This window comes from Micromonospora sp. NPDC049171 (genome assembly GCF_040648275.1).
GTDB lineage: Bacteria > Actinomycetota > Actinomycetes > Mycobacteriales > Micromonosporaceae > Micromonospora.
Window position 1 is genome coordinate 97,983 of sequence record NZ_JBEZDJ010000010.1, and the last position, 18,031, is coordinate 116,013.

Annotated in this window: 13 protein-coding genes; 12 read left to right on the top strand and 1 reads right to left on the bottom strand. The window is 71.5% G+C overall.

What is annotated here, in order from left to right; genetic code table 11:
• Positions 1-17 precede the first annotated feature (17 nt).
• Together AB0B14_RS14900 and mycP are read left to right on the top strand one after the other, a co-directional pair.
• The gene (locus AB0B14_RS14900) at positions 18-902 is read left to right on the top strand and encodes a zf-HC2 domain-containing protein (RefSeq protein ID WP_357522734.1); all 885 of its coding nucleotides are present in this window, start codon (positions 18-20) and stop codon (positions 900-902) included.
• Between the two features lie 2 nt (positions 903-904).
• Positions 905-2,104, top strand: a complete 1,200-nt coding sequence (gene mycP, locus AB0B14_RS14905; protein ID WP_357522735.1) for a type VII secretion-associated serine protease mycosin — start codon at positions 905-907, stop codon at positions 2,102-2,104.
• Positions 2,105-2,180: 76 nt separating this feature from the next.
• On the opposite strand, the gene eccCa is transcribed toward mycP, so the two are convergent.
• Positions 2,181-6,152, bottom strand: coding sequence for a type VII secretion protein EccCa (gene eccCa / locus AB0B14_RS14910; protein ID WP_357522736.1), 3,972 nt, complete (start codon positions 6,150-6,152; stop codon positions 2,181-2,183).
• A gap of 202 nt (positions 6,153-6,354) precedes the next feature.
• On the opposite strand from eccCa, the gene AB0B14_RS14915 reads away from it, so the two are divergent.
• The 10 genes from AB0B14_RS14915 to AB0B14_RS14960 all read left to right on the top strand — a co-directional run bounded on the left by AB0B14_RS14915 (position 6,355) and on the right by AB0B14_RS14960 (position 17,968).
• Complete coding sequence (locus AB0B14_RS14915) at positions 6,355-7,218, top strand: hypothetical protein (protein ID WP_357522737.1); 864 nt, start codon at positions 6,355-6,357, stop codon at positions 7,216-7,218.
• Positions 7,219-7,237: 19 nt separating this feature from the next.
• On the top strand, positions 7,238-8,626 hold the full coding sequence (gene eccD / locus AB0B14_RS14920; RefSeq protein ID WP_357522738.1) for a type VII secretion integral membrane protein EccD: 1,389 nt from the start codon (positions 7,238-7,240) through the stop codon (positions 8,624-8,626).
• Positions 8,626-10,038: a type VII secretion protein EccB gene (gene eccB, locus AB0B14_RS14925; protein WP_357073446.1), complete on the top strand. Its 1,413-nt coding sequence runs from the start codon at positions 8,626-8,628 to the stop codon at positions 10,036-10,038. The genes eccD and eccB overlap by 1 nt, the downstream gene beginning before the upstream one ends.
• A 129-nt stretch (positions 10,039-10,167) precedes the next feature.
• On the top strand, positions 10,168-10,491 hold the full coding sequence (locus AB0B14_RS14930) for a hypothetical protein (RefSeq protein ID WP_357522739.1): 324 nt from the start codon (positions 10,168-10,170) through the stop codon (positions 10,489-10,491).
• A gap of 32 nt (positions 10,492-10,523) precedes the next feature.
• Complete coding sequence (locus AB0B14_RS14935) at positions 10,524-10,826, top strand: WXG100 family type VII secretion target (protein ID WP_357073452.1); 303 nt, start codon at positions 10,524-10,526, stop codon at positions 10,824-10,826.
• An 83-nt stretch (positions 10,827-10,909) separates the two neighbouring features.
• Positions 10,910-13,798, top strand: coding sequence for a hypothetical protein (locus tag AB0B14_RS14940; protein WP_357522740.1), 2,889 nt, complete (start codon positions 10,910-10,912; stop codon positions 13,796-13,798).
• Positions 13,799-13,801: 3 nt separating this feature from the next.
• Positions 13,802-14,731, top strand: a complete 930-nt coding sequence (locus AB0B14_RS14945; RefSeq protein WP_357522741.1) for a hypothetical protein — start codon at positions 13,802-13,804, stop codon at positions 14,729-14,731.
• A complete protein-coding gene (locus AB0B14_RS14950) occupies positions 14,724-15,176 on the top strand; it encodes a YbaB/EbfC family nucleoid-associated protein (protein ID WP_357522742.1) in 453 nt (150 codons plus the stop codon). The genes AB0B14_RS14945 and AB0B14_RS14950 overlap by 8 nt, the downstream gene beginning before the upstream one ends.
• Entirely contained in the window at positions 15,169-15,474 is a 306-nt protein-coding gene (locus AB0B14_RS14955) for a hypothetical protein (protein WP_357522743.1), read from the top strand. Before AB0B14_RS14950 ends, AB0B14_RS14955 begins: the two co-directional genes overlap by 8 nt.
• 55 nt (positions 15,475-15,529) lie before the next feature.
• Complete coding sequence (locus AB0B14_RS14960) at positions 15,530-17,968, top strand: right-handed parallel beta-helix repeat-containing protein (protein ID WP_357522744.1); 2,439 nt, start codon at positions 15,530-15,532, stop codon at positions 17,966-17,968.
• Positions 17,969-18,031: the final 63 nt, after the last annotated feature.

The window sequence follows — 18,031 nt, forward strand, 5'->3', positions numbered from 1 at the left end:
TGAGGACTTGGTGCGACATGGCTGACGACGTGTGCGATGAGCCCCAGCTCCGCAGCGCGCTCGGCGTGTACCTGGCCGGCGGGTTGGCCGAGGACCAGCGCGACGCGGTCGAGAGCCACCTTGCCACCTGTGCCCCGTGCTCCGCCGAGGCCGACGCGCTGGGCGAGGCGGTGGCGATGCTCGCCCTGCTCTCCGATCTCGACCGCCGTGAGTTGGTGGCCGAGTTCGGCGTACCGCCGATCCCGGTGGTGGCCGGTCCGGAGCCGGTCGACGAGCGGGAACCGGAGCCCGGTCCACCGCCGGTGCCTCCCGCCGTGCTGCCCGCCCCGGCGGACACGGCCCGTGCGGTGGGGCCGACCGGTGCTCCTGCGGCGAACCGGGCAAGCACCGGCCCGGGGCGGGCGACGTCCACGGCGACCACCCGGCCCGGCCGCCAGCGGCGTCGGCGCCGGATGAAGCTCGCGGGTGCCGGCCTCGCCGTGGTGGCGCTGGTCTTCGCGGGTCTGCTTGTCGGCCAGTCGTTGCGTACCCCCACGACCACCCCGGACCTGGCGGTCCCGAACGGCGGGAACACCGTCCTCACGCTCGTCACCAACGCCACCGACGCGCCCAGCGGTGCCACCCTGTCGGTGGTCGTCTCGCAGCAGGACGGCGCGGTGAACCTGCGGGCCACCCTGGCCGGGCTGCGGGTCGGTGCGGCCTACCGGCTGTTCGTCACCGACGTCGACGGGCAGAGCTGGGAGCTGGCGGTGGTGACCGGTACGGACTTCCGGCAGGAGGTTGCCCGCGGCTGCCCCGTGCCCTTAGACCGACTCGACCGGTTCAGCGTCACCGCGGCCGACGGGTCCCTGGCGGTCGTCGCCGTCGTGGACCAGGCGTCGCGGTCGGCGACGCCGCGCTAGCCGTGGCGGGTGGCCTGGCCGGCGCGGTGGTCGTGGCGTTCACCATCGTCACCGGCTGGCCGGTGGTCGTGGCCGCGCCCACCCCACCGGCGCGCACCGGCGGTTGCCTGCGTCCGCCGGAGACCGTCGAGAGCGGTGTGCCCTGGGCGCAGGAACGGCTGGGCGTGGAGCGGGCCTGGCCGCTGTCGCGCGGTCAGGGCGTCACCGTGGCGATCGTGGACACGGGCGTGGCCACGAACAGCCCGCAACTCAGCGGCCGGGTGCTCGCCGGCGTCGACCTCACCGCCGCCGGCCGGCCGCGCGCCGACGACGACTGTTTCGGGCACGGCACGTTCATCGCCGGCATCATCGGTGCGGCGCCGGCGGCGGGCACCGGCTTCGTGGGCGTCGCACCCGAGGCGCGGATCCTGCCGATCCGGGTGGCCACCGGCACGGACGACGGAACGGCGGCGCTGCTCGCCGAGGGCATCCGCACGGCGGTGGACGCCGACGCGGACGTCATCAACATCTCCGCCAGCACGCAGGCCCCGGAGCCCAGCCTGGTCGAGGCCATCGCGTACGCCGAGGCCAGGGACGTGGTGGTGGTCGCCGCCGCCGCCAACGGCGCCCAGCACGGCCAGCAGGTGGCGTACCCGGCGGCGCTGCCCACCGTGCTGGCCGTCGGCGCGATCGACGCCAACGGCACCCTCGCCGGGTTCTCGCAGACTGGCCGGCACCTGGGGCTGACCGCGCCCGGTGTGGACGTGGTGAGCATCGGCCCCGGCGGGCCGGGCCACTGGCAGGGCAGCGGCACCAGCTACGCCGTACCGTTCGTGGTTGGCGTCGCCGCGCTGGTCCGGGCGTACCGGCCGGCTCTGACGGCGGCCGAGGTGCGGCACCGGCTGCTCGTCACGGCCGACCACCCGGCGGTGGCGTTGCCGCACCCGGGCTATGGCTGGGGCGTGGTCAACCCGGCCGCCGCCGTGGCGACCGTGCTGCCGGAGGAGGACGCCGCCCGGCCCGGCCTGCCCATGCCGCCCGCCCGCCACCCCGACCTGCCGCCCCCCGACCCGATCGGGCGCTACCTGGTCACTCTCGGCGCGGGGCTCGCCGTCGTGCTGACCGGGCTCGTCGTCCTGCTCAACGTGCTGATGCCCGCCGGGCACCGACGCCGCTGGCGGCCCGGCCGCGTCGTCGAGGTCCGCCGAACCCCGACGACCTGAGGCCCCGGTACGGCGTCACTGCGCCGGCTGCTCCGGCGCCGGCTCGTCACTGCGCCGGCTGGTCCGGCGTACGGCGTCACTGCGCCGGCTGCGCCGGCGCCGGCACCACGGGGGTCTGCACCAGGCGGACCGAGCGTCGGCGGTCGATGTACTGGCCGCGGGCGGTGGGCAGCGTCCGCGGCCGGATGTTGCCGAGGAAGGTGCCCTCCTCCCGGGGGCAGGAGAACAGGATCGCGGGAGAGCCCAACTCCCAGGCCCGACGCAGCACCGGGCTCATCATCGCCCGGGAGGCGCCCACGGTGCTCCGCGCGATGATCAGGTGCAGCCCGATCTCCGCGCCGTGCGGCAACAGCGGCAGCAGGGGTTGCAGCGGCGAGTCCCGGCCGCCCTCGATCAGCTCGAAGTCGTCGACGATGATGAACAGCCGGCCACCGGTCCACCAGTCTCGTCGGGGCAGCCGGCTCGGTGGGATGTCCGGGCCGGGCAGCCGGCCGGTCAGCACCTGGCCCGCCTCGGCGATGGTCGCGGTGAGCCGCTCCGCCGACATCGAGTACCCGATCTGGTTCGCCTGCGGGATCGCGTCGTGCAGCTCGCGGCGGAAGTCGCCGAAGACCACCCGTGCCTCGGCGGGCGGGTGGTGCGCCGCGACGCTGCGGGCGATGTGCCGCAGCAGGTTCGTCTTCCCGGTCTCGGTGTCCCCGAAGATCAGCAGGTGTGGGTTGGCGTCGAAGTCGTGCCACAGCGGAGCCAGGCGTACGTCGTCGAGCCCGAGCGGAACGCGGATCTCGGCCTCGCGGGTGGGCGCGGTCGCGACCGGCAGATCCGCGACCGGCAGCACCTCCGGCAGCAGTCGCACCCGCGGCGCGCGCGGTGCGCTGGGCACGTCCAGGGCCTCGACCAGCTCGGCCGTCGCCTCGGCCAGGTCCTCGGTCTCCGGGATCCCGTCGATGCGGGGCAGGGCCGTCAGGAAGTGCCGCCGGTCCGGGGTGATGCCCCGGCCCGGGATGGCCGGCACGGTCGCCGCCACCCGGCTGTTGACCTCGGACTCCACCGGATCGCCGAGCTTCAGCTCGAACCGGGTGCCCAACACGTCGCGCAGCCAGGGTCGGATCTCCGACCACCGACCGGCGGAGACGAGCAGGTGAACGCCGAAGCTCAGCCCTCGCGCGGCGATCTCACCGAAGCGGTCGTCCAGCTCCTGGAAGTCCTGTCGCGCCGTGTACCACCCGTCGATCACCAGGAACACGTCTCCGTACGGGTCCTCGGCCTGGTATCCGCCGGCCTGCCGGGCCCGCCGGTAGCTGGTCATCGAGTCGATGCCGTGCTGGGCGAAGATCTGTTCCCGGCGGGCCATCAGGTTCGTCAGGTCCAACACGGTACGGGTCACCCGGTCGCGGTCGAGCCGGCCCGCGACGCTGCCCACGTGCGGCAGCCGCGACAGTGCCCCCAGCGCGCCGCCGCCGAAGTCGAGACAGTAGAACTGCACCTCGGCGGCGGTGTGGGTCAGCGCCAACGCGCTGATCAGCGTCCGCAGCAGGGTGCTCTTGCCGCTCTGTGGGCCGCCCACCACACCGACGTTGCCCTTGCTGCCCGCCAGGGAGGCCAGCAGCAGCTCCCGCCGTTGCTGCGCGGGCAGGTCGACGAGGCCGATCGGCGCGACGAGCTGGCCGGTGCCGTAGCCGCCCACCGGGGCCAGGCCGAGGGTGGGGTGGTCGATCAGCGGAGGCAGCAGCTTCTCCAGCGTCGTGGTCTCCGTCAACGGCGGCAGCCACACCTGGTGCGCGGCCGGGCCGTGCCCGTGCAGCACGGACAGCAGCACGTCGGCCATGACCGGCGGCTTCTCCTCGTTCTCCTGCGCCTCGTCCGGCTCCGGCGTCACCGGCACCTCGGGGCGCAGGTGCTCGGTGCCGAACGGAACGAGACCACCCTGAACCGCCTGGAGGCGGCGCTGGTGCGGCGGTCGCCACGGCCCGGAGCAGTAGGCGCCCTTGAACCGGATCAGAGTCTGGGTGTCCGGTCGCAGGTAACCGTTGCCCGGCACGTTGGGCAGCTCGTACGCGTCCGGCACACCCAGCACGCTGCGGCTCTCCATCGAGGAGAAGGTCCGCAGACCGATCCGGTACGACAGGTGGGTCTCGATCTGGTGGATGCGCCCCTCGTCGAGGCGCTGACTGGCCAGCAGCAGATGCACGCCGAGGCTGCGGCCCAGCCGGCCGATCATCGCGAAGACGTCGATGAACTCGGGTTTGCTGCTGAGCATCTCGCTGAACTCGTCGACGACGATGACGAGCGCCGGCATCGGCTCCAGCACGACGCCCTCGGTCCGCGCCTTCTCGTAGTCGCGCCGGGACGGGTATCCGCTCGCCCGCAGGTGCTCCTGGCGACGGTTCAACTCACCGGTCAGCGCGTCCTGCATGCGGTCGACGAGCTCCAACTCCTCGGACAGGTTGGTGATCACGGCCGAGGTGTGCGGCAGTCGCTCGAAGCCGAGGAACGCCGCTCCGCCCTTGAAGTCGACGAGGACGAGGTTCAGCTCCTCGGAGGTGTGCCGGGCGGCAAGCGCCAGCACCAGCGTACGGAGCAACTCGCTCTTGCCCGACCCGGTGGCGCCGATCAGCATCCCGTGTGGGCCCATTCCGCCCTCGGCCGCCTCCTTGATGTCCAGCTCGATCGGGGTGCCGGTGGCCGACATGCCGATCGGCACCCGCAGCCGTTGCGCCGCCGTCCGCCCGGCGCGGTAGGCGGTCAGGTCCAGGGCGGTCAGATCACCGAGCTGGAGCAGGCCGGCCAGGTCGTAGTCGGTGGCCAGCGGCTCCTCGGTGTCGGTGCCCGCGCCCACCCGGTAGCGGGCCATCGACCGGGCCAGCGCCGCTGCCGCCACCACGCCCAACCGGTCCGGGCGGCACAGTCGGCTGCTGCTGGACTTGCCGAGGTGGTCGAAGGAGACGATGTCCAACTGCTGCTCGGTGGCCCGCACCAGCAGGGTGTGCGGGTGCGCCTCCCAGCCCAGCGTCGCGCCCACGTCCAACGTGAGCACGTTGCGATAGCCCTCCACGCCGAGGCGGTGGCCGGTCGGCAGGCGTGGTCCGTCGAGGACGAGCACCACGAACGGCTCGATGGCCGTGACCGGGGAGTCCGGCTCGTAGCCGGGGCGGTCCTGCACGTTCAGCGTGGCGAGAGCCTCCTCGATCTCGGTCCCGTCGGTGGCGAACCTCCGCCGGGTGCCGGTGACGTCGGGAACGGTGTCGTCCTGCACGTGCGGCAGCCACTTGGCCCAGTCCCATTCCGGGCCCCGGGCGGCGGCGATCACCACCAACAGATCCTGCGGGGAGTGGGCGACGGTGAGCTGGGCCAGGATCGCGCGCACCGTGGACCGGGCCACCGACACGTCGCCGCCGAACCCGATCCGCGCGAAGCCGCGCAGGTAGATGCCGATCGGCGCGTCCTGCAGGGTGGAGTAGGCCCGCAGGAAACGACGCAGGGCGTGCGCGGCCAACGGCTCCAGATCCTCCAGCGGCTTGCTGTTCGGTGCGGCCAACCGCACGGTGGAGCGGCGGGTGCCGAGCCCCACGCGTACCTCGCCGAAGTCGTTGTGCGCCGTACGCCGCTCCCACAGCCGCTGACTGAGCGCCATCGACCACAGCGCGCCCGGGTCCGGGTGCAGCCAGCGGGCGGCGCGCCGCTCCTCGGTCAGCGCGGCGCGCACCTTGCGCCGAACCTGGCCGAGGTAGCGCAGGTAGTCGCGGCGCTCACCGTTGAGCCGGTGCTTGTGCTGCCCGGCGTTGCGGATCAGCGGCACGATCAACATCGCGATCGCCGAGAGCACCATCAGGCAGACGCCCACATAGGCCAGTGCGCCCGCGTTGGGTCGCAGGAACATGAGCACCATCGCGAGCGAGGCGATGGCCATCGGCGCCAGCATCAGCACGGCGCTCAGCCCCCGCTCGGCCGGCTCGGGGATGACCGGTGGCTCCTGGAGCGCGATCTCCTCGGCCGGCGCGACCGGGCCGGCGCGGCGAGCCCTGCGGACGTACGGCACCGTGCCCACGTTCGTCTCCTTCGGTGAGGGGTTTCCCTCCGATCGGCCCGGTCGCCTGCCGAGCACCCGTCGGGCGCGCGGCAGCGGGCTTATCGTCCTGGGGATTCGGCGCTCGAACCGAAGGCGATGTCGGAGGCCGCGGTCTCGCTTGTGGAGGCAGACCCGGCGCCGGAGAAACGAACAGCAGTGACCATAGCAGGAGGGGGCGATTGTGGCGGAGACACGCGTTACCCCGGATCAGTTGCGGGAGATCGGCAAGAAGATCGGCGCCCTTCTGGAAGACCACCAGTCGGTCTTCAACAACCTGGCGAAGATGGAGCCGAACGCCGGCAAGTTCGACGCGGCGACCTGGCTGGAGGATCTCTTCGTCGACCGCCGGGACGGAATCGTCGAACACGTGAAATACCTGCAACGGGCATTCGACGAGATCAACACCGGCCTGTACCAGATCGCCGACGACTACGAGCGGATCGACGGGAGCAACGCCGACGCGGTGTCCACGTTCAACAAGGACGCCAAGAAGGTGGTCGGCGGCATGGGTGACGCCGAGTTCGAGCCGACCAAGGTGCAGGAGCAGTCCAGCTACAAGACCGGCGACTACGGCTCCGAGGTGGACAAGTCGACGATCGACCCGGGGAAGGACCTGATCAAACCCTTCAAGCCCGGCGACATCGAGGGCATGGACGAATTCCTCGACATCAAGGGCATCGGGCCCAAGGACGACACGAACCTCGACCTCCGCGAGAGCCCGCTGCTCAAGGACATCGACGGCTACCCCGACTCGCGACTCAGCGAGGAGAGTACCGAGGAGAAACCGGAGGAGAAGAAGCCGGACGAGAAGAAGCCGGACGAGAAGCCGCTCCCCACCGGTGAGCACTTCGATCCGCATCACGAGCCGTCGGGGGAGAAGGTCGTCCACAACCCGGGCAACGACGACGATTTCCGGGGCGAGACGTACCGGTACTACGAGATCGACGGCAAGCAGCAGACCGGTCCGGACGGCCAGAAGATCTGGTGGCTGAACCTGGAGCCCTACACCTACGACGGCCGCTACTACCGTCCGTACAAGCACTGACCCCCCCAAGATGGAACGGTTGAGCACGCAGCGCCTCTCGGCACCCGTACGTCTCCGGTTCGTGCTCGGCTCGCGTGCCGTGGACGTGGCCCTGCCCGGGGACGCGCCGCTCGTCGATCTGCTGCCGTCGGTGCTGCTGCAACTCAGCCCGGAGGCCGCCGACCACGGCGCCGAGCATGACGGGTGGGTGGTGCAGCGCGTCGGCCAGCCGCCGCTGGACGAGGAGCACTCGGCCGTCGAGCTGAACCTGCTCGACGGCGAGACGCTGCACCTGCTGCCCCGGGCCGAGCAGTTGCCGCCGATCGACTTCGACGACCTGGTCGACGGCGTGGGGGAGCAGGCGCGTACCAGCCCGTGGCGCTGGACGGTGGCCCGGACCCGCGCGATGCTGCTCACCGACGGCGCGGTGCTGTTGGCGGTGGGCCTGGTGGTGCTCTGGCTCGGTGGGCCCGCGGTGGTGCGTGCCACCGTCGCCGCGGCGCTGACCGTCGTGCTCCTCGCCGCCGCCGGTCTGGTCAGCCGGGCGGTCCCGGACCCGCAGACGGGGACGCTGCTGGCCATGGCGGCGGCGGGATACTCGGCGACAGCCGGTTGGCTCGGGGCTGTCGCGATCGCCCCGCACTCGGCACTCTCGGTGCGGATCTGCCTGGCGGCGCTGGCCGCGGTGGTGACGCTCGCCGCCGGGCTCTCCGCGGTGGCCGACGCCGGCCTGCTCTTCGCCGGTGCGCTCGCCCTCGCGGTGAGCGTCGCGGTTCCGGCGCTGCTCACCGCGGCGGGTCCGGTGACCCCACCGGAGGCCGCCGCGTGTGGGCTGGTCTTCTCGATGGTGGCGGCGTTGATGCTGCCGCCGGCCGCGTTCCGGCTCGGCGGGCTGACGTTGCCGCTGCTGCCCGGCAAGCCTGAGCAACTGTCCGAGGACATCGACCCCGAGCCGCACCGGATCGTCGTGGAACGGGGGAGCGCGGGTCTCGCGTACCTGGCCGCGCTCACGATCGGGGTGGGCGCCGCGCAGGTCCTGATGGCCGCGGCGCTGCTGGTGGCCGGCGGGCGCTGGGAGATGATCCTGGCGTTGTTGGCGGCCACCCTGCTGAGCATGCGAGCCCGGCACCTGAGCGGCCTGGTGGCACGCTGGGCGACGATGACCCCGGCCGTGGCGCTTGTCCTCTTCACCCTGCTCCGGTACGCCGCGGACCAGGGGACCGTGGCGCGGGCCGCCGTCCTGGTGCCGACCGTGGTGGCGGTCGCCGGCGCGTTCCTGACCGCGGCGTCCACGCTGCCCGGCCGTCGGCTGCGGCCGTACTGGGGGCGGACCGTGGACGTGCTGGAGATCCTTCTCGCGGTGGCCCTGATCCCGGTGCTCGGCGCGGTGCTCGGGATCTACCAGATGGTCCGGGCCTGGGCCAGCTGATGGAGTCCCGCAAGGATCAGGTTCACGCCTACTTCTACACGGTCAGCCGCCTCAACTCGGCGGTGATGCAGGGTCGTCCCGACCCGCACGAGCCGCCGAACCAGCGTCCGCTCCTCGGTCTGGTCATCGGGATCCTGCTGGCCATCGTCGTCGCCGGTGGCTTCGGCATCTACGGCATCTTCCGACCCGGCGGAGACTCCTCCTGGCGGCAGGTGGGTGTCGTCATCGCGGTGAAGGAGACCGGCGCGCGGTACCTGCTGATCGAGGGACAGCTCCGACCGGTGCTGAACTACGCCACCGCCCGCCTGGTGCTGGGCAGCGGCAGCCCGGCACGTCTCGTCCAGGTCTCCCGCAACTCCCTGCGGGGCGTACCGGTGGGAGCCCCGATCGGCATACCGGGCGCACCCGACACGGTGCCGGTGGCGGGCCGGCTCTACTCGGGTGCGTGGACGGTGTGCGCCCAACCACCCGAGCCCTCGGGTACGGCCGCCACCACGCTGCTCCTGGGTGACCTCGCCAGGCCTGTCGCACTGACCGACCGTGAGGGGTTCCTGGTCCAGACGACCGACCGCCAGCGATACCTGGTCTGGCAGGGACGCCGCCACCACCTGGCTGACCAGGCCGCGGTGGCGCTGGGCTACGCGGCCGTCGAACCGGTGTTCGTGACACCGGCGTGGCTCAACCCCATCCCGGCCGGTCGGGACCTCGCCTTCCCCGCGGTGGGCGACCGCGGGCGGCCGGGACCGGCGATCGGCGGGCGAGTCAGCCTGCTCGGCCAGGTGTACGAGGTACGCAAGCCGGTCGGCGACGCCCCCGAGCTGTTCCTGTCCCGGTCGGACGGATTCGTGCGGCTGAGCCGCACCGCCGCAGCCCTGGTCCTGGCTGATCCGGCGATTCAGGCGGCGTACCCCGGAGGTGGGGTAGCGCCGATTCCCGCGCGGCCGGACGAACTGGCCGGCGCCACGGTCGCCAGTAGCACCGAGTTCGTGGACGGCTATCCGCCCGAGCCGCCGAAACCGGTGAGCGGTGCGTCAGTGCTGCCGTGCGTGGGCTTCCGGCCGGCGCGGGACGCGGTGACTGTCACCCTGACCAGGATCTCGACGTCGGCGGCGCGGTCCGCCCTGCCGGTGCCGCGGACCGCTGTCGCGGCGGGCGGCATCGTGGACCGGATTTTGATCGCCGCCGGCACGGGGGTGCTCGCCCGCAACCCGTACGCGCCGGGCGGTGGTGGGGCGCTCTATCTCGTCTCCGAGTACGGCGTGAAGTTCCCGTTGCCGCCCAGGGGTGCGGAGGCGCTCGGCTACGCCGGCACGACGCCTGTCGACGTCCCTTCCGAGTTGCTGGAACTGTTGCCGACCGGTCCGGCGCTGGATCCGGCCGCGGCGCTGGTGAGCGAAACCTGGGGTGGTTGACGGGGGTTTTCCCCGCGAAGGGACCGGTGGGCCCGCTGCGGCGGTGTTGTCGCCAGACCCGCTGGTTGCATGAGCCCCACCAGGCGAGAAATACCGGATCACCACAGTCCAGAGCAGGGAGAGGAAGCCATGGCGAACGGTAATACCACCCTCGATCCGATTACCGCCAATCGGGTCGCGGGGGACCACCGACAGACGGCCGGCGACGTCGACGCCGCGAAGAACAGGTTCAGTGCGGCTGTCGACCTGATGGACGACTACTGCGACGGCGCCATGATCAAGGCGTTGCTGGAGGCGCGCGACGACTGGATGGAGGAGGTGACCCGCATCGTCGCGGACCTCAACGAGATGGCCGGCAACGTGGACGGCACGGTGCAGGACTTCGACGAGCAGGATCTGGCGAACGCCGGCCAGGTCGGTGCCATCGGTGTGGGCATTCTCAAGGACATCTGAGCCAGCACAAGCGATCGGAAAGGGGACCGGCCATGTCCGGCAACGGCCTCATCGGCTATCAGTACGACCAGATCTTCGAGGGCATCTCGCAGATGCAGCGGGTCAACCGCGACGTCGAGGGTTACATCGAGAAGTTGTCCCAGGAGACCGGCCACGCGCTCGACACCTGGACGGGGCCGGCGGCCGCGAACTACAACCAGCTTTCGAAGCAGATCGAGGACAACTTCGCCGACATGAACACCATCGTCGCGGAGTTGGCCAAGGAACTGGGAATTCGTGCCGACGACATGAAGGAGCAGGACATCCGCTCCGGCAACCGGTTCGGCAACCGCTGAGCGTTTCGAGGTGACGCCGGGGGGCCCACGGGCTCCTCGGCGCATTCCGGCAGATCGTGACGAGTCCGAGCGGTGGGGGAATCGTGCCAACGGGTGAAGTCGGGTCCTTCGACGAGAAGAGCCCACCCACGGGAGAGACGTTCCGCAACTACGCGGTGTGGACGGAGATCGGCCCGTTCGTCGCGGACATCACCGAGCCCGGCCTCAACGCCGAGGGCGGCTGGGCCGAGGCCGAGGAGGCGTTCAACAAGGCGGAGGTCGAACTCGACCTCGTCCTGGAAGATTTCGACAAGCTGGCCAAAGAGCTGACCGGTGGGGCGAAACCAGCCTTCGCCGGAGATGCCGCCGCCGCCTTCGACACCCATGTCGCGGAGGTGGTCGGAAAGAGCAGGAAGGGCGTCTACAACGTCCTCGACAGCAACGCCTACGGCACCAAGATCGGCGACGTCGGCGACGCCATCGTGAGCTTCCGCCGGGATTTCTGGGACATCATCGACACCGGCCACCGGCTGACCGACCGACTGCGGGACTGGGTCACCTCCGAGATCGACAGGATCTACACCGGAGTCGACGACCAGAGCTCCAAGCAGGCGGACCTGGAGCGGGGGCTGGGCCAGGCCTACCAGGCCGGCGAGCGCTGGATCATGTCCAACCTGCGGGCACGGCTGATGGAGTTGTCCACGACGTACCAGGACCTCGGTGGCCGGCTGCCCAAGTTGGACATCGCGGTGCTCAAGCCGATCGACACCAGCAGCGGTGACGACAAGAAGGACGACAAGAAGGACGACAAGAAGGAGGACAAGAAGGAGGACGAGAAGAACGAGAGCGGCGGCAGCGGGAGCGGTAGCGGGAGCGGGAGCGGGAGCGGTAGCGGTAGCGGTAGCGGTAGCGGCGGTAGCGGTAGCGGTAGCGGCGGGAACAGTGGCAGTGGCAGCGGTAGTGGCGGGAACAGCGGGGGCGATGGCCGTTCGAAGGCCCTCGACGAGGCCGAGGGCGCGGTGTCCGAGGCCATCGACGATCTGAAGAACGGTGACCCCACGCATGACGCCGTACTCGACGAGGCGAAGAAGGCCGCGACCGACGCGATCGAGGGCCTGTCCAACGGGTCCGGCAGTGGGGCGCCGCCGACCAACGGCATCACGACCCCGGCGGAGCTGGCTCCACTGACCTCCAGCGGTGGTGCGCCCTCCGGCTCCGGCGGTGGTGCGCCCTCCGGTTCCGGCGGTGGTGCGCCGATCGGCGGTGGGACCTCCGGTGGTGACGCCGCGCGGGACAAGGCGCTCAGTGACGCGAAGGGCGCGGCGACCGATGCCATCGATGACCTCAAGAACGGTGACCCCGCACGTGACCGCGCGCTCGAGGACGCCAAGAAGGCGGCGTCCGACGCGATCCAGGGACTCGGCGCGGCGGGTGCCGGTGCGCCCCCCACGAGCGGCGGCCCCGGCTCGGGTGCTGCGCCTGGCGCGGGTGCGCGCAAGGACGCGTTGAAGGATGCGAAGAAGGCGGCCGACGACGCGATCGACGGCCTGTTGGGCGGGGCTGGCGGCGGTGTCCCGGTGACGTCCGGTGAACCCGGGAGTAAGAGTCCCGGTTCCGAATCCGGCAAGGCGGGGGGCGGCTCGGGTACCCCGGGTGAGGCCGCCGAGCAGGCGCGCCGGGACGCCCTCGAGGATGCCCGGGAGGCGGCCGACGACGCGATCGACGGCCTCGCTGGCGGCGGCGATTCGAAGGACGGGACACCACCGACGTCGTCGGCCGACCCGGTCGCCGAGGAGGCGCGCAAGGACGCGCTGGAGGATGCCCGGAAGGCGGCCGACGAGGCGATCGAGGATCTGCAGGGCGGTTCGACCGCCGATCCGGTCGCCGAGCAGGCCCGCGACAACGCGCTGGAGCAGGCGCAGGAGGCCGCCGACGAGGCGATCGAGGATCTGATCGAGAAGCCGACAGGTGATCCTGAGGTCGACGCCGCCCGCAAGGACGCGCTGGAGGACGCCCGGGAGGCGGCGGACGAGGCGATCGAGGACCTGAAGGACGAGGACGCGGGCGACACCACCCCGAAGGAGGCGCGCGAGCGGGCGTTCGACGAGGCGCAGAAGGCCGTGGACGGCGCCATTGACGATCTCGACGGCGAGAGCACGACGGGCGGTGGCGCGGACACCGAGGCCAAGGAGGCCCGCGAGGACGCCCTCGCGGACGCCCGCAAAGCAGCCGACGACGCGATCGAGGATCTGACGGGCAAGGGCGACGGTCAGCCCGACAAGGGCGACGGCCAGTCCGACAAGGGCGGCAAGGAGGGCGACGGCAAGGGCGACGGGGCCGCCGAGAAGGCCCGCGACAGTGCCCTCGTCGAGGCGAAGGAGTCCGTCACCGACGCACTCGACGACATGATCGAGGACGAACGGGCCGGCAAGGGTGAGGGCGACACTCCGGCCGAGCGCGAGGCACGGGTGGAGGCGCTCACCGACGCCAAGGAGGCCGCCGACGAGGCCATCGACGACCTGATCGACGAGCCCGGCGGTCACTCGTCCATCTCGGACTACCTCAACGGCAAGTCCACCGCCGGCGCGGACGGCGGCTCGGGCGGCGGCTCGGGTGGCGGTCCCGGTGGTGGTTCGGGTGGCGGCTCGGGTGGCGGTCCCGGTGGTGGTTCGGGTGGCGGTTTCGGCGGTGGTGGCGATGGCGGTGGTTCCGGCGGTGGCGGCGACCGGGGCGGGGAGAACCTGCCTGCCCCACTTGAGCTGGCGCCGGTGGTCTCGGGAGATCCCGGCAACTCTCCGTCGTCCGCGTTGTCGGCCGGCGCTCAGGCCGGTCAGGGCGTCGGGTCCGGAATGCCGATGTCCCCGCCGATGGGTGGCGGCATGGGCAACCAGGGCGATCGGGACCGCGAACGCAACACCTGGCTCGTCGGCGAGGACGGCATGTGGGGCGACGACGGCGAAGCGGTCTCCAGCAAGGCCGTGGGGAGGAACTGACCCGTGGGCAGCGCGAGACGAGGCCCGACCGGGCAGCCACAGACACTGCAGGACATCGCCCACGCTCTCGACGCGGCGTCCCGGGCGGACATGGAGACGTCCGCCCGGCTCTTCGACGAGGCCCGGAGTGGCCTGCGGGCGATCGCCGAGTCGTTCGACCGTGCGCTGGGTGAGCTGGACGACGCGTGGCGGAGCACCCAGGCCACAGTTGTCCGACTTGGCGAACCGTCACGTCGTACCCGGCAGTTGGTGCACAGCCTGGACGACGCCGAGTGCGGACAGCAGTTGCGGGTCACGGCGAACGCGCTCGGTGTCGGGCAGGCGCGGGTGCGGGACCTGCAGGTGCAGCGAGCCGCGGACGGCGGTCCTTCCGACGACGAGTGGGACCGCCGGGCGCGGGTCGTACTCCAGGGCCTCTCCGAGACGTACCGCGATGTCGGCCTCGGACTCGGCGGCCAGCACCCGCCGACGGCCGAGGCCGTCGACGAGCCGGGGATCCGCCACGCCCTCTTCGCGGCGGCGCGGGACGAGCCGCCGGGGGTCGTGCTCGCGGCGGACTCCGCTGCCGCCGACCTCTTCCGCCCGGCGGCCCCGACGGTCCGGGCGGGTCAACCCGGCGACGCTGCCGCTCCGCCGTCCGGAGGCGGCGGCGGGGCGGGCGGCGGCGGCCTCCCGATGATGCCGCTCATGCCGATGGGCGGCATGGGGGCCGGCATGGGTGGCATGGGCGGTATGGGTGGCATGGGTGGCATGCAGAGCGAGGCCGGTGGGCAGCGTCGCAGCAGCACCCTCGCCCAGGGCGACCCGACGGTGTGGAAGGACGCCGATGCCGGGTGGAACGTGCTCGGGCGCAGCGAACGGGTCGACGAGCACATTCGGGAAGGGCTTCGCAAGGAGCTCGGGGACGGGAGGAAGGGTGACCGGAATGGCTGACCAGACCGACCACGGGCCAGGCGGCCCAGGACTGAACGCGGTCTTCGCCGTGCTCGCCGAGGAGCGGCGCAAACTGGATGAGTTCCAGGCCAAGATGCGCGCGGCGAGCACCACCGTCGAGTCGCCCAACAAGATGCTCAGCGCCGTGTTCGACGGCCGGGGCGAGCTGGTGAAGCTGACGTTCAACAACACCAAGTACCGCGGCATGGCACCCAACGAGCTGAGCAGCCTGCTGCTCGAGACGCTGCGCCGGGGCCGCGCCGAGGCGTTCGGGAAGATCGACGAGATGGCCGGCCGGGACGTGGTGCCCGGCGTCTCCTTCAGCGACCTGGCCGGCGGGAAGGTGAATCTCGACGTGGTCGTCGGATCACTGATGACCTCCGCGATCGACCTGCCGTCGATCGTCCGGGCCGCGAAGAACGAGGCGGGCCGGGCCGATGGCTGACGAGACGAGGATCGACCCGGAGGGGGCCCACCATCTCTTCAAGGTGGTCGGCAGCGTCGCCGACGACATCGAAGACGCCCTGACGCGGGTCAGGAACATCCGGGCGAGCCTCGACGAGCCGTGGGGCACTGACGAATACGGTCGCAAATTCGCGCAGCAGCGGGAGCCCAACGCCGAACAGACGCTGGGTTACGTTGCGACGGTGCGTGACGGGGTCAGGGAGCTGGCCCGTGAGGGGCATGGCGCGGTCGACGCTCTCGTGGACCAGGACAAAGACAACAGCGCCAACCTTTCGTAGGTCCGCGTAACCAGCCGCATCGGGGAGTCTCGGTGTCTGTGGAGGTAGGACGAGCGTGAACCAGCGGCGAATCACCGTCACCCAGTCGGCGGCCTCCGGGTACCGGACACTCACGGACGCGCTGGCTGCGGCGTCGGACGGGTCGGTGATCAGCGTGCAGCCCGGCAGCTACACCGAGAACCTGGTGCTGACGAAGATCGTCACCATCACCGCCGAGGACGGGCCGGGCACCGTGAGACTGACCGCGCCGTCCGGCGTCCCGGTCGTCCTCGCGGCGGAGTCGGCCGCGCTGTCCGGGCTGTCGATCATCGCGACCGATGCCGACAGCCCGGCACTGGCCCTGGTGATGGGCCAACTGAGCGTCACCGAGTGTGAGCTTGTCGCGTCGTCGTGGGCCGCCGTCTTCGTCCGGGACAGCGGCTCGCTCACCATGCGCGACAGCCTGGTGCGCAACGAGGTCGGCGCCGGGGTCGTGGTGACCTCCTCCATCGGCAGCGTGCTCGACGACTGCCGCATCGAGCGGCTCGGCACCTCGGGCGTCGTCGTCGCCGAGCGCGGCGAGCTGCGGGTCCGTGCCTGCACCGTGCGGGACGCCGGCGGCAACGGCATCTGCCTCAACGGGCAGGGCCGGATCTCCATCGAGGACACCGAGATCATCGGTACGAGCAAGCCCGCGCTCGCCGCCGAGCAGCAGTCCGCGGCCACCGTGCGTCGGCTGAGTATCCGTGACACCAACGGTGTCGGCATCTACCTGGCCACCGCCGGGGCGTGCCTGCTGGAGGACTGCACCGTGGACGGCTGCGCGGCAGACGGGGTCTTCACCGACGAGCGGTGCACACCGGTCCTGCGCCGTTGTCGGGTCAGTGGCGCCCGGCGCGCTGGCTTCCGGTTCACCGGTCGTGCGGGCGGCCGGCTGGAGGCGTGCGTCGCCACGAAGATCGTCGGCGTCGGCGTGAGCGTCGGCGACCGTGGCACACCCGAACTCACCGACCTGGTGGTCAGCGACTGCACCGAGGTCGGGGTGCACCTCGACGGCGGCGCGGACCCGCTCTTCCAACGGATGCAGGTGCACGGCTGTGACGGAGCGGCCGTCGAGGTCGTCGGTGGTGCCCGTGGTCGGTTCGAGAATCTCACCATCGAACGCTGCGGTGGCGTCGGCATCTCGGTCAGCGGCCGCGCCCAGCCGTCGCTGAGCGGTCTGAGTATGCGGGGCAGTGCCGGCGCGGGTGTGGTCGTCGCCGATGCGACAGCCTCGTTCAGTGACTGCGACATCGCCGACGCGGGTGCCGACGGTGTGTCGGTGGGCGCCGGTGGGGACGTCTCACTGACCGGGTGCAGGGTCCACGCCGCCGAGGGGGGCGGATGCGTCTTCGGCGACGAGTCGCGGGGGACGGTGACCGACTCGGAGTTCACCGCGAGCGGTGGCGACGGCATCGCGGTGCGGACCGGCGGTTCGGTGCGGCTGATCGGCTGCGTGGTGCGGGACAACCAGGGCTCCGGGGTACGGCAGACCGTGCCGGACAGCCAACTGACGGTCGAGGAACTCGTCAGCTCTCGCAACAGGCTCCCCGACGCGTACGGCACGGCCGCCGTTGCCACCGCCGAGAGCGCCCCCGCCGCCGAGACGACGCCCGAGGGGGAGCGGCACATCGTCGCCCGCGGCTCCGACCCACTGCGTGAGTTGCAGTCCCTCGTCGGACTGCACGGGGTGAAACAGGAGGTGACGTCACTGATCAACCTCAACAAGATGTCCAAGCGCCGCCTGGAGGCCGGCCTGTCCGCCCCGCCCATGGCGCGGCACCTGGTCTTCGCCGGTGCGCCCGGCACCGGTAAGACCACCATCGCCCGGCTGTACGGGCGGATCCTCGCCGAGCTGGGGGTGCTGCGCAAGGGGCACCTCGTCGAGGTCGCCCGCGCCGACCTCGTCGCGCAGATCATCGGCGGCACCGCCATCAAGACGACCGAGGCGTTCAACTCGGCCCTCGGGGGTGTCTTCTTCATCGACGAGGCGTACACCCTCAGCAACAGCCGTGGCGGCACCGGGCCGGACTTTGGTCGGGAGGCCATCGACACCCTGGTGAAGCTGATGGAGGACCACCGGGACGAGGTCGTGGTCGTCGCCGCCGGCTACTCCGCGGACATGGAACGCTTCCTCCAGGCGAACCCGGGCCTGGAGTCACGCTTCAGCCGGACCATCGAGTTCGCCAACTACACGCCGGCGGAACTGGTCACCATCGTGGAGAACCAGTGTGTCCGGCACGACTACCAGCTGGACCCCGCCGCGGCGTCGGCGCTGCTGACCCACTTCGACCGGATCCCCAAGGACGGCACCTTCGGCAACGGCCGGGAGGCCCGTAAGGTCTTCGAGCGGATGGCGGACCTGCAGGCGTCCCGGTTGGCGACCGCGTCGGACGTGACGACCGCCGAGTTGGCGCTGCTCACCGCCGAGGATCTCCCGACCGCCGTCATCGGGGCGGGTGTTGCGGGGATGTGAAGATCCGCCCGCCGGACGCAGCATGCCGGAAACACCGGGGCTCTAGCATTCCCCGGGGGCGTG

What these genes read in the sequence shown, in the direction of transcription:
- AB0B14_RS14930 (WP_357522739.1), top strand. Translation starts at nt 10,168, where the DNA reads ATGGCGAACGGTAATACCACCCTCGATCCGATTACCGCCAATCGGGTC.
- AB0B14_RS14950 (WP_357522742.1), top strand. Translation starts at nt 14,724, where the DNA reads ATGGCTGACCAGACCGACCACGGGCCAGGCGGCCCAGGACTGAACGCG.
- AB0B14_RS14935 (WP_357073452.1), top strand. Translation starts at nt 10,524, where the DNA reads ATGTCCGGCAACGGCCTCATCGGCTATCAGTACGACCAGATCTTCGAG.
- eccB (WP_357073446.1), top strand. Translation starts at nt 8,626, where the DNA reads ATGGAGTCCCGCAAGGATCAGGTTCACGCCTACTTCTACACGGTCAGC.
- AB0B14_RS14955 (WP_357522743.1), top strand. Translation starts at nt 15,169, where the DNA reads ATGGCTGACGAGACGAGGATCGACCCGGAGGGGGCCCACCATCTCTTC.
- AB0B14_RS14900 (WP_357522734.1), top strand. Translation starts at nt 18, where the DNA reads ATGGCTGACGACGTGTGCGATGAGCCCCAGCTCCGCAGCGCGCTCGGC.